The organism is Mesobacillus boroniphilus (assembly GCF_018424685.1).
In the GTDB taxonomy this organism is placed as follows: Bacteria; Bacillota; Bacilli; order Bacillales; family Cytobacillaceae; genus Mesobacillus; species Mesobacillus boroniphilus_A.
This window is the reverse complement of record NZ_QTKX01000001.1, coordinates 149,616-164,366: the sequence shown is the minus strand read 5'-3', so window position 1 is coordinate 164,366 and position 14,751 is coordinate 149,616. Positions and strand designations below refer to the sequence as shown.

The 14,751-nt window shown below is 43.6% G+C and carries 13 protein-coding genes and 1 pseudogene; 2 read left to right on the top strand and 12 right to left on the bottom strand.

Features of this window, described 5'->3' with window-relative positions; all coding sequences use genetic code 11:
• Window positions 1-183 precede the first annotated feature (183 nt).
• On the bottom strand, window positions 184-2,166 hold the full coding sequence (locus DYI25_RS00880; protein ID WP_213365840.1) for a S9 family peptidase: 1,983 nt from the start codon (window positions 2,164-2,166) through the stop codon (window positions 184-186).
• 256 nt (window positions 2,167-2,422) lie between these two features.
• Here DYI25_RS00880 and DYI25_RS00875 point away from each other — a divergent pair, with 256 nt between their 5' ends.
• Complete coding sequence (locus DYI25_RS00875; protein ID WP_213365837.1) at window positions 2,423-2,854, top strand: hypothetical protein; 432 nt, start codon at window positions 2,423-2,425, stop codon at window positions 2,852-2,854.
• A 237-nt stretch (window positions 2,855-3,091) separates the two neighbouring features.
• Here the strand turns inward: DYI25_RS00875 and DYI25_RS00870 are convergent, their stop codons facing one another.
• A complete protein-coding gene (locus tag DYI25_RS00870; protein ID WP_213365834.1) occupies window positions 3,092-3,670 on the bottom strand; it encodes a competence protein ComK in 579 nt (192 codons plus the stop codon).
• A 190-nt stretch (window positions 3,671-3,860) separates the two neighbouring features.
• Between DYI25_RS00870 and DYI25_RS00865 the strand changes: the two genes are divergently transcribed.
• Complete coding sequence (locus tag DYI25_RS00865) at window positions 3,861-4,097, top strand: IDEAL domain-containing protein (RefSeq protein ID WP_213365831.1); 237 nt, start codon at window positions 3,861-3,863, stop codon at window positions 4,095-4,097.
• A gap of 130 nt (window positions 4,098-4,227) precedes the next feature.
• Here DYI25_RS00865 and DYI25_RS00860 read toward each other — a convergent pair whose 3' ends face one another.
• From DYI25_RS00860 to DYI25_RS00815, 10 genes and pseudogenes are all read right to left on the bottom strand, one after another.
• A complete protein-coding gene (locus tag DYI25_RS00860; protein WP_213365828.1) occupies window positions 4,228-5,514 on the bottom strand; it encodes a M48 family metallopeptidase in 1,287 nt (428 codons plus the stop codon).
• Window positions 5,515-6,106: 592 nt separating this feature from the next.
• Window positions 6,107-7,105, bottom strand: a complete 999-nt coding sequence (locus tag DYI25_RS00855; RefSeq protein WP_213365825.1) for an aliphatic sulfonate ABC transporter substrate-binding protein — start codon at window positions 7,103-7,105, stop codon at window positions 6,107-6,109.
• A gap of 24 nt (window positions 7,106-7,129) precedes the next feature.
• Window positions 7,130-7,885 carry an ABC transporter permease gene (locus DYI25_RS00850; RefSeq protein ID WP_213365823.1) on the bottom strand — a complete coding sequence of 252 codons (756 nt, stop codon included), beginning with the start codon at window positions 7,883-7,885 and terminating at the stop codon, window positions 7,130-7,132.
• A complete protein-coding gene (locus tag DYI25_RS00845) occupies window positions 7,869-8,657 on the bottom strand; it encodes an ABC transporter ATP-binding protein (RefSeq protein ID WP_213365820.1) in 789 nt (262 codons plus the stop codon). The genes DYI25_RS00850 and DYI25_RS00845 overlap by 17 nt, the downstream gene beginning before the upstream one ends.
• Before the next feature lie 177 nt (window positions 8,658-8,834).
• Window positions 8,835-9,140: an AzlD domain-containing protein gene (locus DYI25_RS00840; protein ID WP_213365817.1), complete on the bottom strand. Its 306-nt coding sequence runs from the start codon at window positions 9,138-9,140 to the stop codon at window positions 8,835-8,837.
• On the bottom strand, window positions 9,133-9,861 hold the full coding sequence (locus DYI25_RS00835) for an AzlC family ABC transporter permease (protein ID WP_342032460.1): 729 nt from the start codon (window positions 9,859-9,861) through the stop codon (window positions 9,133-9,135). The genes DYI25_RS00840 and DYI25_RS00835 overlap by 8 nt, the downstream gene beginning before the upstream one ends.
• A 404-nt stretch (window positions 9,862-10,265) precedes the next feature.
• Window positions 10,266-11,042 carry an enoyl-CoA hydratase-related protein gene (locus DYI25_RS00830; protein WP_213365814.1) on the bottom strand — a complete coding sequence of 259 codons (777 nt, stop codon included), beginning with the start codon at window positions 11,040-11,042 and terminating at the stop codon, window positions 10,266-10,268.
• Between the two features lie 101 nt (window positions 11,043-11,143).
• Complete coding sequence (locus DYI25_RS00825) at window positions 11,144-12,700, bottom strand: fatty acid--CoA ligase family protein (protein ID WP_213365811.1); 1,557 nt, start codon at window positions 12,698-12,700, stop codon at window positions 11,144-11,146.
• A gap of 170 nt (window positions 12,701-12,870) precedes the next feature.
• Window positions 12,871-13,859, bottom strand: a pseudogene (locus tag DYI25_RS00820) (lipoate--protein ligase).
• A 14-nt stretch (window positions 13,860-13,873) separates the two neighbouring features.
• Window positions 13,874-14,608: an MBL fold metallo-hydrolase gene (locus DYI25_RS00815; protein ID WP_213365808.1), complete on the bottom strand. Its 735-nt coding sequence runs from the start codon at window positions 14,606-14,608 to the stop codon at window positions 13,874-13,876.
• Window positions 14,609-14,751 lie beyond the last annotated feature (143 nt).

The following is a 14,751-nucleotide window of genomic DNA, read 5'->3' as shown; positions in this document are numbered from 1 at the left end:
ACCATTTTTGGATTGATTGCGGCAACCAGAAAACAATATTGATTCGATTGTTGCAACAGTCAAGCGAAGTACCTTATTACTATTTTCCTTTTTTACCTATAACATTAAACTTCTCTGGAGAATTTTTCAAAAAATAAACCCGCGGCATGAACGTTTGCCGCGGGTGAAAACCATCTAGGATTTTTACAAGTACTTATTAAACCAGTCGACAATCGATGACAACCGGCTTAGACGGAGATTAGGCTTTCCGCTTCTTGAAAGCTCATGGTTGGACTCAGGGAAGCGGATGAATTTCGTTTCCTTGCCCTGTCTCTTCAAGGCAATGAATAGCTGTTCAGCCTGTTCAATTGGACAGCGGTAGTCCTTTTCGCTGTGGAGAATCAATAAAGGTGTATTGATTTTTTCCACATAGGCGATAGGAGAATGCTTCCACATTGTTTCTAAATCGCTGAGATCAGCCTGGATTTGCCACTCTGTAAAATAGTAGCCGATGTCTGAGACACCATAAAAACTGATCCAGTTTGAAATCGAACGCTGTGTGACGGCTGCCTTGAATCTGTCCGTATGTCCGACAATCCAGTTTGTCATGAAACCGCCATAGCTGCCGCCGGTCACTCCCAATCGATCCTTGTCGATGAAATCGTGTTTTTCCAGGGCGTAATCGACAGCGTCCATCACATCCTGATAGTCTCCGCCGCCATAATCCCCGCGGACGGCATTGACGAATTGCTGCCCGTATCCATGGCTGCCGCGCGGATTAATATATAATACCGCGTAGCCTTCAGCCGCGAGAACCTGAAATTCATTGAAATATGAGTTGGCATACATTGCATGCGGTCCCCCATGTATCTCAAGAATCAACGGATATTTCTTGCCCTCTTCATATCCCGCAGGCTTCATGATCCAGCCATGCAGCGGTGTACCATCGCTGGCCTCGAAAGAAATCTGCTCAGGCTGCGATAGAGTAACAGATTCCAGTACCTTTTCATTCACGGCCGTCAGCTGTTTCATTTCACCAGTGGTTACTTCAAGCTGGAACAGTTCCCCCGGAAGCACCGGATTGCTGATGGCTGCAATAACCCTCTGGTTTTTGCGGTCAAGTGTGTACCCATACACATGCTGCTGGTCAAGAAGTGCCGGATACACTTCGCCATCTAGGTTCGCAAAATATATCACAGTGTTTCCCTGGTCGCTTGCAAGGAAATAAAAGCTCCTGCCATCTTCGCCCCAGATCAACCCTGGACTATGCGCCCCCTGCTGGAAGTCTGCGGCAACAGCGTCTCCCACAAGAATATCCATGTTTTCTGTGACGCATTGGATGTTACCCGTCTCGAGCTCCTGAATCCAAACTTGAGTTAACGTTGCATTTTCAAATTCTCTCTCATGCCCCGTGTAGCCAAGGTATTTTCCGTCAGGAGAGAATATGGCATTTCCGAAGTAGCCCTTACCATATGTTAGTTTCGTTTTATTCCCTGTCTCAATGTCCATCAGCCATAAATCACTTTTGAACGAGAAATCACGTTCAGGTGACTCATCAGCTGACAATACAAGGCTTTTTCCGTCAGGAGACCAGCACTGCAAGTGGTAGTCCACTTCGCCTTTCGCCACTAATTCTGCCTTTCCATCTGCGATATTCACAATGACAGTCTGTCGATACTTGCCATCCCAGAAACCAGCTCCGTCTGATTTATATTTCATTTCCTCAGCTACGAACGGTTCCGGCTTCTTGTCATCCTTCTTTTCTTCTGCCTTTTCAAGCAAATCTTCGTCAGGCTTCAAGGATACGGAGCACGCGATTCTTTCTCCATCCGGAGACCAAATGGGACCATTTGCACCATTTCGGAAGTCAGTAGCCTGCCTGGCTTCCCCGCCAGCAGCATCTAGAACAAAGATCTGGTTCTTGCCGCTGCGGTTCGATACGAAAGCCAGCTTCGTGCCATCCGGTGACCATCTCGGGGAATGGTTGCGATATTCCCCGTAAGTCCATTGCCTTGGCTCTCCGCCTTCTTCAATGTCAATTATGTATAAATTAGAGGCATAATCATTCTTTTTCTCCAGCATCTCTGTCTGGATAAACACACACTTCTTTCCATCAGGTGAAAACTGAGGGTCAGTAACGGACTTTAATTCAAATAAATCCTCTGCTTTAATAAATCTCTTTTCCATCTCGGGAGCCATCCTTCCAAAGTTAAATTGTTCACTTTATTATATTATTATTTCGATAACAGAAATAAATCTCCTGCTTTTACCTCAATCTTTTTCCGAAAAAAACCAACGATTCACAACTACTGCAAGTTTCCTTTTATATTGGAGAAAATGATAGTGAGGAGTAAATTTTTTTACCCTCTTGAAATACTCCTCAAAATCCAGTACGATAATAACGAACAGATGTTCTTATTTTATTTTGAAGGGACAGAGCAAAATGACAAGGATTCCTGAAAAAGACCGCGATATTATGGAGCAGGCCATCTATTTGCCGATGGTTCTGGTCGTGCTCAATCGGGATCTTTCTGTCGTTGAAAATAGTCCATTTAAACTAAAGAAGCCTTATTTGGAGCTAATTGAAGAAACAATGAAAGCAGTCCAGAAAGAGCTCGCCATTGTGAAAAACTACCTCAAAAAGAATAACCTTAAGGTTGAAGAAGTAAAACGGGATGACGCCTTTACCATGTTCCTCTTCATCTACAAAGGCTACGAAGAACAGCATAACTACTTCAATCCCCGCATCCGCAATAAAGTCCAGGAATTGATGCTTCACTACCTTTTCAAGCGGTTCAAAACAGAACAAAAAGAGCAAGCGCCTCGTTCAGCCCCGACAAGCGCTGGGGGGCCTGACACTGAAGTCGCTTTTTGACTTCATTGACAGAACCGAAATCGAAAAGCGTAGGCGACTGCCCAACTCCGACAAGCGCTGGAGGGCCTAACACCGAAGTCGTTCTTTAACTTCATTGGCAGGACCGAAGCGTCTCGAGGGGCTAGGCGCTGGAGCTGGATTAAGAAAACCAAATATACTTTAGCATTACAAAAATATTTTATAATTGCTTAAATTACAATTGAAAAAGAATCCGGCTGAAAAACCGGATTCTTTAATCTAGTCTTTATATACCTCACTGACAAGTTTAGCATGAGGATACCCTTGCGAATCGCTGAACTTTGGACCATGGATAAGATATAACGCTTTTCGTTCGGTTTCTTTCATCCGCTGCATGAATTTGGTTCGCAGCAGGGATGTCCGCAGCAGCTGGTTCTCAAATGAATGATGGGATACTGGCAGAATCATGGATTTCTTATTCCTGAAGGTAACCTTTGTACTGTGGGCGTCCACCTTCTTATGGAATAATATGTGCTCATGAGAAACCCATATGCAATCCGGTTTTGTAGGCGAGCTCGTAGGCATGAAATAAATGGAGCTTATAGGGTCGATGATGATGGGGGTTTTATGGGTGATCCCGGTAAGCTGTTTTGTTCCCTCTTTCCTGCCCTCGTAGCTGCTTCCAAAATACTTGCAGCTTTTCTTGACGATATCCATTGGTCTGAATGGGGATAAATACTCCTCCTCCAGCTCGATCACCCTGGAGTAAATCCTGCTGCCGTATTCTTCAGGAATAATTATCATGGTAAAAGGATTTATTTCGTACTCTTCAACTAAGTTCTTTGTATTTCCTGTCATTCCTTCACCTCCTAAAATACCTCATACCCTATTTTACCATAAGAGTTTAAATTTTCTTTACTTACAGAAAAAGTTCTATTTTTAGCCACAATTTTTGTCCTGATATAAATTTTCTAAAAATTATAAAAATTTAGTTGATTATCTATTCGATAATCCATATAATATAAAAAAGGTCTAAGAGGTGAGGTCAGTGAAAGAAAAATCGTATTCTGAAATCATGAAGGCCAGTGTGATGAAACGCATTAAAGCCAAGGAATCTTTTGTTCTGGACCTGTATGTTGACATGCTTATTTCCGAAATTCAACTGAATACTAAAAAAGAAAGATTGATGTTGAAAATTGATAAGGCCATCGACGACCGCGATAAAATTCTGTTTTTATCTTTGACGGAGGAATTGAAAGATCTCAACAAACAATTCGGCACTTAGATGAGTGATATCCCCTATATAGGGGATATTTTATTATCTTGAAATAAGGCTAAGTTCAAACAGAAGCTCTTTCCCGGAAAGCCCTTAGTTTTTAAAAAAGAAAGCCCTCAATGTTCGAGGGCTTTCTTGCTTAATATCCATCTTCCTGTTCATTCCTCTTTTCAACTTCAAAATCCTCAAGTCGTGAAATCCGTTCCAGCATTGTCGGATGTCCGTAACGGAAAATTTTCACCAGCCATGGTGGATTTACCTGGCTGAGGCCAGCCTTCGTTAATTCCTGGAAAGCAGAAATCGCCGCATCGGTATTTTCAGTCATTTCGATGGCGTATCGGTCAGCCCTTGTTTCCTGGTATCGTGACACAAGATTGGAAACCGGGCTTGCCGCAAACATAATCATCGAGAGGAACATCAGGAACAACGGCAGCGATCTTAAGTCACCAGGGTGCTGTAGCTTGAATTCCTTGCCCCACCGTTTGATCGCCCAGTTCATCAGTCTTGAAACAAAGTACAGACCGAACAGGGAAAGTACCAAGTAGCCCGCAATCCCAATATATAAATGCTTCTCCACATAATGGGCCATTTCATGGGCCATTATGAACAGGATCTGGTCATCGTTCAACCTGTTCAAGGTCGTATCCCAGAGGACAATCCTTGAATTTGAGCCAATTCCCGTAACATATGCATTAAGGGCATTTGTCTTTTCAGCCATATCCACTTCAAATACATGCTCAGCCGGGATATTAGCCTGACCGGCAATATCAAGGATTTTTGACTCCAGCTCCTTATTTTTCAGCGGGGAAAAATCATTGTACAGCGGGTCGATCACGACAGGCTGCAAGAACATGATAAACAATGTGAACGGAACGGAAAGCAGCCACGCAAACAGCCACCAGAACCTTTTGAACTTGTTCATCAGCCAGTAAAGGACAACGACAATGACGAACATCATCGCATAATTGATCCAGAAATCAATCAACTCATCCTTCATCCAAGAGGCGAATGACTGTGTCGATATATTATAAGTCTTAGACAGCGTATAACTGATGTAACTTAGAGGGAAAGTCGCAATGTAAGCAAAAAATGAAAGCCAAATCAAATAGATCGCTGTTTGGCCATACTTATTCTTCGCGGTCTCTTCTCCCCATTTCTTGAAAGCTTTTGAAAGCCCCATGAGCAAAATCAGAAAATAAAACAGCCATTCAAAAGGTGTCGACAGGAAAAATAATAAATTCCTAACTTTTGAGTATTCCTCGCTCAGCATTAATTCCCTTCCGTTCAAAAACGTCGCCGGGTCCGCCCTCGAACCTTCGAACTCAAATGGAAGACTCGTATCTGCAAAGTAAAATAAATACCAGTAAACCGCGAAACCATAGAGCACATAGGCGATCACACCATAAAAACCCATCTTTCTCGCCATAGCTTCTCCCCCTTTACGTACAACCATGTCTATAACTATTTTAATCCTTTGTCCCAAAAATAGAACAAGTTATTGCTGGCAGGGGAAAATGCTTCTCTAACATGTTACCGAAACCTTCAGATCACCGGCTTTTCGGGCACATGTTCCTCCAACTTGTTACCGAAACCTTCAGATCACCGGCTTTTCGGGCACATGTTCCTCCAACTTGTTACTGAAACCTTCAAATCCCCCGCTTTTCGGGCACATGTTCCTCCAACTTGTTACCGAAACCTTCAGATCCCCCGCTTTTCGGGCACATGTTCCTCCAACTTGTTACCGAAACCTTCAGATCCCCCGCTTTTCGGGCACATGTTCCTCCAACTTGTTACTGAAACCTTCAAATCCTCCGCTTTTCGGGCACATGTTCCTCCAACTTGTTACCGAAACCTTCAGATTACCGGCTTTTCGGGTACTTGTCCCTCATTTTATGAACTAAAACACCGTTGGCTGCAATCTTGTTGTCGTGATTCATCAATTCTACCTTTCTCCATTTATTTAGAAATTTGCTTTTAACAACAAAAAGGTACCAGGAAAACCCCTGGTACCCTCTGGTTTAATTAAGGAAGCTTCGGTCAATCAAGGTTTTGAAGTCTGGTTTATCCTTCAAGAACTTCAATGCGTAAGATGAATCTGAGAAGTCCTGGATTGCCTGTGAATCGACTTCATGGGTAAAACCAATTCTTTCCCATGCCAGTTCGACTACATCTTTTTCAAGCTCCTGTCCTGTTGTTTCTTTAATGTCTTTAATCGTAATTTCCTGTGCTTCAGCTGGATTATCATTGATGAATTTCACAGCCTCTTTATGAGCATTAATAATTTTTTGAACTGTTTCCGGGTTTTCCTCAATCATTTTTCCGGACGTGACCATTACGGATGCAGGAAGCGTTTCTCCGAAGGACACTTCATCCCAGCCAATGACGACTTCTGCGCCAGTTTCTTTTTCAATTACAGCTGCCCACGGTTCTGGTGCAACTGCTATATCCACTTTGCCAGACTTTAGCATCGCCGCGTACTGTGCCGGCTGACCAGTTAGGTGTTTCATTGTTCCGCCGATGCGCTGTGATGTGATTCCCTGTTCTTCAAGGTACGTTTCATATTGGACGTCGTGAGTGCAGCCAACTCCTGGCGTGATAAATGTTTTGCCAGCGAAGTCTTCGACTGAGTTAATCTCTACACCTTTTCTTGCCAAAACCACTGTACCGCCGGTTGATGCACCTGCAATAATTTTAACGTCTGCGCCTGTTGAGAAATTGTTCATCGCCGGGCCAGGTCCAACAAGACCTGCATCGATTTCACCCGTTTTCAGTGCAGTCATGAATGACCCGCCTTCAGCGAATGTCTTATACTCGATAGTTGTTCCATCACCAAGCTGCTGCTCGAAGAACCCCTTATCTTTTGCCACCATCGCAGGAACGTGGTTGATGTTCGGGAAGTAGCCGATGACGATTTTTTCCTTGCCTGCTGTGGTCGTGGATGAACCGCCTGAACCGCATCCAGCAAGTACCATCGCGGCTGTAAACAAGAATGTTAAAATTAAAATAGCTTTTTTCATTAATTTTTCCTCCTTATTTTTATTTTAAGAATCAAGTCCCCAGCGATTCAGCACCGATTTTTCGATGCGCTGGAAGATAAGCTGATCAACGATTGTTCCAATGACACCAATAATGATCATGACACCAATTACAAGACCCATGTTGCCGAAATCCGAGGCGTAACGAAGCGTATATCCGAGTCCAGGTCCTGTGCTTAAAAGTTCCCCTGCCATCAGGGCCCTCCAGGCAAATGCCCATGCCAGTCTTGAGCCAGTGACAACATAAGGGATCGCCGCCGGAAAAATAACCCTTTTGTATAAGTTCCAGCCGGTTACTCCCATCGTTTTTGCCGCCTTTATGAATAAAGGTGAAACATTTTTAATGCCCACTCTAATATTAAGTGTCATTACAAATGTCCCTCCAAGAACCACCACGAAAATAACAGCTTTCTCGTTCATACCGAACCACATGATCGCAAGCGGGAGCCAAACAATGCTTGGTACACTTTGAAACGCGAGGACGACAGTTCCAAGTGTTTCATCCGCCGTTTTTGATTTAGCGAGCAGGACCCCAAGTCCAGTTCCGATAACCAGGGAAAGACCCAGACCAATCGCAAGCCGTTTGAAGCTGGCAATCAGATCGTAGATCAACGTTTTATCCTGGAAGCCTGTTATAAGTGCCTCAAGGACCTTTTCAGGGGATGGAAGGATGATGGGCATCCACCATTCAAGCTTGCTTCCTGCGTACCAGAATGCGATGACAGCTGCGAAAAAAAGGATTCTCTTAATGTGTGGATTCATCTGCAAGCTCCTCCCTGATGACTTTGTCGATCTCCTTCTTCAGATAACTCATAATATATTCTTCCAGTTCCACCATCTCTTTTTTATGCTCATGGCGCGGCCTTGGAATCTCTACTTTAATATCCTTAAGGATCACCCCTGGCTTCGTTCCCATCACAATGATCCGGTCTGATAGTTTAATGGATTCAGAGATGCTGTGAGTGACGAATAAGATCGTTTTCTGGGTTTCAGCCCAAATCGTCTCCAGTTGCTCATGAAGTCGTGAACGCGTTTGTTCGTCCAAAGCGCCGAATGGTTCATCCATCAAAAGGATTTCCGGATTCATCGCAAGCGCCCTTGCAATCGCCACCCGCTGCTGCATTCCTCCTGATAGCTCGTGAGGATAGTGGGAAAGATATTTGCTAAGCTGAACCTTTTGCAATTGTTTCTTTGCCTCCGATTCAGCCTGTTTCTTCGGCATTTCCTGTTTGAGTGGAAATAGAACATTCTCTAGAACGTTCAGCCATGGAAACAACGCTGCCTGCTGGAAAACCATCCCCCTGTCCTTTCCAGGTTTATCTATCTTTTTGCCAGAGACGATGATTTCACCGCTCGTTGCTGGAGTCAGTCCCGCCACAATCGAAAGAAGCGTTGATTTACCGCAGCCAGATGGACCAAGGATCGATACAAATTCACCTTTATTCACTTCTAGATTAATATCTTTTAAGATATCAACCTGGTGATTATTTTTGTCTGCGTATTGTTTGTGTACATTGCTGATTTCAATAAACAATTTAACCACCCTATTCAAATAAAACTTATTGTTTTAGTCGGAATTAATAAAGTTAATTATAATGTATTCTTTCAGCTTGTCAATATTTCATTCATTTTTAAAAACTGGCTGCTTGTTTGTAGTTAGGACCTGTTATATAGCTCATTCAAAAAAAAATAGACCCGCTTGTCAGCAGATCTAGAAAAAATAGGAATATAAAGTTAAAACCGATATTGAACCAATTACGACAATTATGACATTGGCTCCTAAGAAAGCGGCAATGAAAGCGGCGGCGGCACCAATAATTCCATACCAGATATCTTCCTGGATAAACAGTATTGCCGGGAAAATCAGCGCGCCGAGAGTGGCATAAGGAACATTTTTCAGGACACCCTGCAGGAATGGCGGCAGTTCTTTTCCACGGAACATCACAAACGGCAGCATCCTCGGTATGTATGTCACGATGGCCATTCCAATGATCATGATGATGATTTCTTTACTCATCTGTTTCTGACCCCCTGCCCTTCTTGAATGTTTCTACTGCCTCTACAAGAATCGCCGATAGCAGCGTTGCCAGCACGATTGCCCAGCCCGTGGACATGAGTTCAGCCATCGTGAAAATGGAGTTGAACGCAGCCGCCAGTGCGGCAAGGAATACAACCTTTACATTGCTTTTCATCGATGGAACCAACAAGCCGACAAACATCGCATACAAAGCGACTGACATGCTTTCCTGAAGGGTCTGCGGCAATCCTGCCCCAATGAGGAAGCCTAATCCGGAGAAAACGACCCAGCTTGAGTAAGCAGTAAGGTTCAAGCCAAACATATACCGGGCATTGACGGTACCTTCACGTGTCGCGGCGACTGAAAATGTCTCATCCGTGATCCCGAATGAATAGCCCATTCTCGCCCACACGGTATCCTCTTCCGCCTTTTCATTCAGGGATGCAGACATAAGAAAGTGGCGGATATTCACGATAAAGGTAGTGAGGATGACTTCAAAGACTCCGATTCCCTGGGCAAGGAGGCTTAACGAAATATATTGAGCGGCCCCGGCGAACACCAGCATGCTCATCATGACCGTTTCCCCTAGTGCAAGCCCAGTTGTCTTGGCGATCAAGCCAAAGGTAAGTGCAATCGGCATATATCCTATCGCAATGCTGATGCCTGATTGAATCCCTCTTTTAAAATCTGTTGCATGCTTAACAACCAATGTACTTTCCACTCGCTTCCCGCCCTTCTATCACTATGTAAAAATAAAAATCCTTTATTCAATTAAAATATATTATACATACTTCCAGCACCTTGGAAAAGTGTTTCTTTTATCGAAATAATTTGTCATGAATAATTTCGTGGTTGGCAGGCTGCTAATAATGGAGTTGGTCGATATATTCGGAAAAGTGGTCGAATTATTTGGAAATGTGATCGAATTATTTGGAAATGTGGTCGAATTATATATTAATGTGGTTGAATTATAAAGAAAAGTAGTCGAATTATTAATAAAGCCGTGGATTCCACAGCAAAAGTGATAGATAACAACAAATATTCCTATATTTGCGATTCTTCAACTTCACTCTTTGCGAAAATAAGAGTGTAATCATCAAAAAACACGGCCGCGGCCGTGTTTTGTTACATCCCTTTAAAATTTGGCTTCCGTTTTTCACTGAAGGCTGCCAGCGCTTCGAGGCGGTCTTCCGTCGGGATTGTGACTTCGTAGGCTTTGCGCTCAATTTGCAGTCCTGTCTGCAAGTCTGCGTTCATTCCTTGCTTGACGGCGTACTTTGCCTGCTGAAGGGCCACCGGACCGTTTGCCAGCATCATTTCAGCAAACTTCATGCATTCATCAAGCAAGCTTTCTTTTTTGACGACAGCTGTGACAAGGCCATATTCTAGTGCTTCCTCTGCTTTCAGCCGGCGCGCGGTCAAAATCAACTCAAGTGCTTTTGCTTGTCCGATCAATCTTGGCAGCCGCTGTGTGCCACCTGCTCCCGGGATAATCGCCAGGCTTGTTTCTGTCAATCCCATCTGTGTTCCTGCAGCGGCAACACGAAAATCGCAGGCAAGGGCAAGCTCCATTCCGCCACCGAATGCAAACCCATTGATGGCTGCGATCGTCGGCTGTGGAAGCTGGTCAACCATCGTGAACACCTCGCCGATTTTATAAATATTCCTCTTTACGTCCTCGTCAGACAAAGTCCGGCGCTCCTTTAAATCAGCTCCGACACTGAAGGCTTTTTCACCAGCTCCAGTAAAAATGACGACCCTCGCTTCACGGTTTGACCTTAGTTTTTCAATGACTTGCTGTAATTCTCCCAGCGTTTCATAATTAAAAGCATTTAATGCGTCCGGCCGATTCAGCGTGACAATTGCCGTATGTCCCTCTAATTGTAAATCAATGTTTCCCATACAAATCAACTCCTTCTTCAATGACTTCTACAAAAAAAGACAAAATTCCTTCCCGATGCGAAAAAGAGGCAGGCACGGGCGCCTGCCTCTCATCAATAAGATTATTGTCCTTGTAATACCTGATTTTTCAGGGCTCTTCTTAAAATCTTTCCGGTTGTGTTTTTCGGAAGTTCTTCGAGGAACTCGATCCCGCTTGGCACCTTATATTTCGCCAGGTGTTCGCGGCAATATTCGAGCAGCTGCTCTTCTGTCAGTTTTGGATTTTTGCTGACAACATAGCATCTTACTGCTTCGCCGAGATTTGGGTCAGGAACTCCAAGAACTGCTACCTCGACAATATCAGAATGGTTATATAAAACTTCCTCTACTTCACGTGGATATACATTATATCCTCCCACAATGATCATATCTTTCTTGCGGTCAACAATGTAAAAATATCCTTCTTCGTCCATGCGGGCGAGGTCTCCTGTATATAACCAGCCATCCTTGATTGTGGCGGCTGTTTCTTCTGGCATCTTATAATAGCCTGCCATAACGTTCGGGCCGTGGACGATCAATTCGCCAACTTCTCCAGGAGCCACTTCATCTCCCATTTCATTGACGACCTTGTTTACAACATTCACGATTGAGGTTCCGATAGATCCTGCTTTGCGCGGGCGGTCAAGTGGGTTGAAGCATGTAACCGGTGAAGCCTCCGACAAACCATAACCTTCTGAAACCATTACATTGAACTTGCGCTCGAAATTCTGAAGAAGCGCAACTGGAAGCGATGCACCGCCAGAAATGCAAACGCGAAGCGATTTAAGATCATCCGGATTTCCTTCTGGATACTGGAAAAGGAAATTGTACATTGTCGGCACACCAGCAAATACAGTAGCCTCGTAATCCCTGGCAATCCGGAACACTTCCGCCGGGCTGAATTTAGGAACAATCAACAGTGTTCCACCATTCATCAATGGCGCATTAAGGGCAACTGTCAAACAGAAGACATGGAACATCGGCAAGGCGGTGATCACCTTGTCATCTTCACTCATCCTAAGGTAATCGCTTACATCTTTAGCATTGCTATAAAGATTTTTATGTGTAAGCATGGCGCCTTTAGGCTTTCCTGTTGTCCCAGACGTATAAAGGATGATCGCGACATCATCTTCGTTCAGTTCAGGACCCTTAAACTCAAGGTCTCCGGAACCAACTACATGTGTAAACGGTTTCAATTTTGAACCTAAAGAAAGCTTGGACATTTCCTCTTCAGATATCTGGCTCTGACCAGTCTCAGCAATGACAAAGTGTTCGACCTTTGGCAGGTGCTGATGCATTTTTTCGGCGAGCGGCAGCATCAGGTCGAGCCCGACAACTACTTTTACATCCCCATTGTTCAGGATATAGCCGATTTCATCAGCAGTGTAAATTGGATTGATGGGAATGACTGTTGCACCGAGCCTTAGCGCTCCGTACAAACTGATGACAAAATGTGGAGAGTTTCCTAGCAACAATGCGATATGATCGCCTTTTTTTACCCCTAGTTTCTCAAGTCCAGAAGCAAACTTTGTTACAGAAGCATCAAGCTCTGCATATGTGCTTGCTTTGTCCATGAAAAAATATGCCGGCTTATTCCCCAGCATTGAGGCAGTGTGATGAAGCTGTGATGAAAGATTCATTAACTCCCTTCCCCCTTTGCGGTGACAAGAGTCACCAAACTTTGTAAAAAGTTTTCTAAATATATTATATTGAAAGAAAATTATGGATTCAAGAAAAACATGTCGAATTTCTAACAATTTTACATTCAGTAAATTAAAAACGCGGTGTCATCATCACCGCGTTCCTAATGTTAATATAATAAATTAATAAAATCTTCTTTAGAAATATTTCCGAAATAATGTTTAATGTCCACATCTTCTAACGCACTGGCAATTTTGGACTTCTCATATTTTATGCCTGTCAGCTTGTCCTCGATTTCGGTGACATCGCCTACACCGAAGAAATCTTATAGATTTTGCAATTTTCAATGATTCCCTTATTGACTTCAAAACGGACATCGATCTGCCCCACCGGGAACCGATGCGAATGCTGCAAGTTGAATTTAGGCGACTTTCCATAGTTCCAATCCCAATTCTGATATCTTTCTTTTGAAAGTTCATGGATTTTTCCCCAGTCTTCTTCGGTTAAGACATACTCGGGAATATCATCCAGTCCTTCGAAGATATTTTTTAACAGAAGGGAACGGAATTCTTCAATTGTCACTTTATCTGAGAGGAACTCGGAGATATTGGCGACCCGACTGCGGATTGATTTGATTCCTTTTGATTCTATTTTATCTTTTTTAACGTTAAGCGCTGAAACGACGCTTTCGATTTCTGAATCAAACAATAAGGTGCCATGGCTAAACATCCGCCCTCTTGTCGAAAATTGTGCGTTTCCGGATATCTTTCTTCCTTCTGCCAACAGGTCATTCCTACCGCTTAATTCCGCGTTTACTCCCAGTTTCCTTAATGCGTTCACCACTGGCTCGGTAAACTTCCTGAAATTGTGGAAGCTTTCTCCGTCGTCCTTTGTGATGAAACTAAAATTCAAGTTCCCAAGGTCATGATACACTGCACCGCCCCCTGATAATCGACGGACGACATGGATTCCATTCTTCTCAACATATTCAGTATTGATTTCTTCAATTGTGTTCTGGTTTTTGCCTATGATGATGGATGGTTCGTTTATATAAAACAATAAGTAGGTTTCATTGATATCAAGATTCTTCAAGGCATATTCTTCAATTGCAAGATTAATTCTTGGGTCTGTGATTCCCTTATTATCAATAAATAACATCGTTCATTCTCCTTTTATAGAGTGATTTCGAGCCCTTCCCTCGCAAGGGTAATCGGGCCTTTGAATATTGTGGAAGCCTCCGAAACAAGCTGTTCAATTTCACCGTAATGTGGCAAATGGGTCAAGACTAGCTGTTTTACACCCGCGCCCTCAGCCAGCCTTCCGTTATCGTAGCTATTCATATGGCCTGCACCTTTTCCATCCTGGTTACCATAAAAGTTGCATTCTGAAAGCAATAAGTCAACTCCTGAAGCAAAAGAAATGAACTCTTCCTTGAAGGAAGTATCTGCTGTATACACTAAAGACTTGCCGCCTGCTTCGATCCGCATCGCATAGCATGGTGCTGGATGGACAGCCGAAATGAATGAAATCGTGAAAGGTCCTACGTTAAGCTTTTTAGAAGGATCATAGGCAATCCCTTTTGTAATGTTTTTGTATGTAAGCTTCGCAAACTCCTGCTTGTCCTGTGTATGTCCGTAAATCGGAAGCTGGGGAGACTTCTTGCCCAGAAAGCCCTGGATGAGCCTGGCATGCTGTAATACACCGATATCGGCGATATGATCGGGATGGTAATGTGACAGCACCAAAGCATCCAGCTCATCTGGCTGAACGAAATTTTGAAGTTTCGCCAGTACTCCGCTGCCAAAGTCTATCATTAGCTTAAATCCATCATGCTCAAGCAAATATCCGGTGCTGGCTTCATTCACCTTCGGGTATCCGCCCCAGAATCCTACTATTGTCAGCTTCAATGATTCCCCTCCTATTATCACACTTTTTCTTTCACTATACTTCATTTTGCCCATTTTTTCACTCCAACGGTTTTTTCAGAAAATTATGATTGACGCACGTTGTTCTGTTATAATACAATATAATTAATAGCGAAACTGTATCA

Excerpts from the sequence above, each read along its gene's own strand:
- DYI25_RS00880 (WP_213365840.1), bottom strand. The coding sequence starts at position 2,166 with ATGGAAAAGAGATTTATTAAAGCAGAGGATTTATTTGAATTAAAGTCC.
- DYI25_RS00875 (WP_213365837.1), top strand. The coding sequence starts at position 2,423 with ATGACAAGGATTCCTGAAAAAGACCGCGATATTATGGAGCAGGCCATC.
- DYI25_RS00870 (WP_213365834.1), bottom strand. The coding sequence starts at position 3,670 with ATGACAGGAAATACAAAGAACTTAGTTGAAGAGTACGAAATAAATCCT.
- DYI25_RS00860 (WP_213365828.1), bottom strand. The coding sequence starts at position 5,514 with ATGGCGAGAAAGATGGGTTTTTATGGTGTGATCGCCTATGTGCTCTAT.
- DYI25_RS00855 (WP_213365825.1), bottom strand. The coding sequence starts at position 7,105 with ATGAAAAAAGCTATTTTAATTTTAACATTCTTGTTTACAGCCGCGATG.
- DYI25_RS00850 (WP_213365823.1), bottom strand. The coding sequence starts at position 7,885 with ATGAATCCACACATTAAGAGAATCCTTTTTTTCGCAGCTGTCATCGCA.
- DYI25_RS00840 (WP_213365817.1), bottom strand. The coding sequence starts at position 9,140 with ATGAGTAAAGAAATCATCATCATGATCATTGGAATGGCCATCGTGACA.
- DYI25_RS00830 (WP_213365814.1), bottom strand. The coding sequence starts at position 11,042 with ATGGGAAACATTGATTTACAATTAGAGGGACATACGGCAATTGTCACG.
- DYI25_RS00825 (WP_213365811.1), bottom strand. The coding sequence starts at position 12,700 with ATGAATCTTTCATCACAGCTTCATCACACTGCCTCAATGCTGGGGAAT.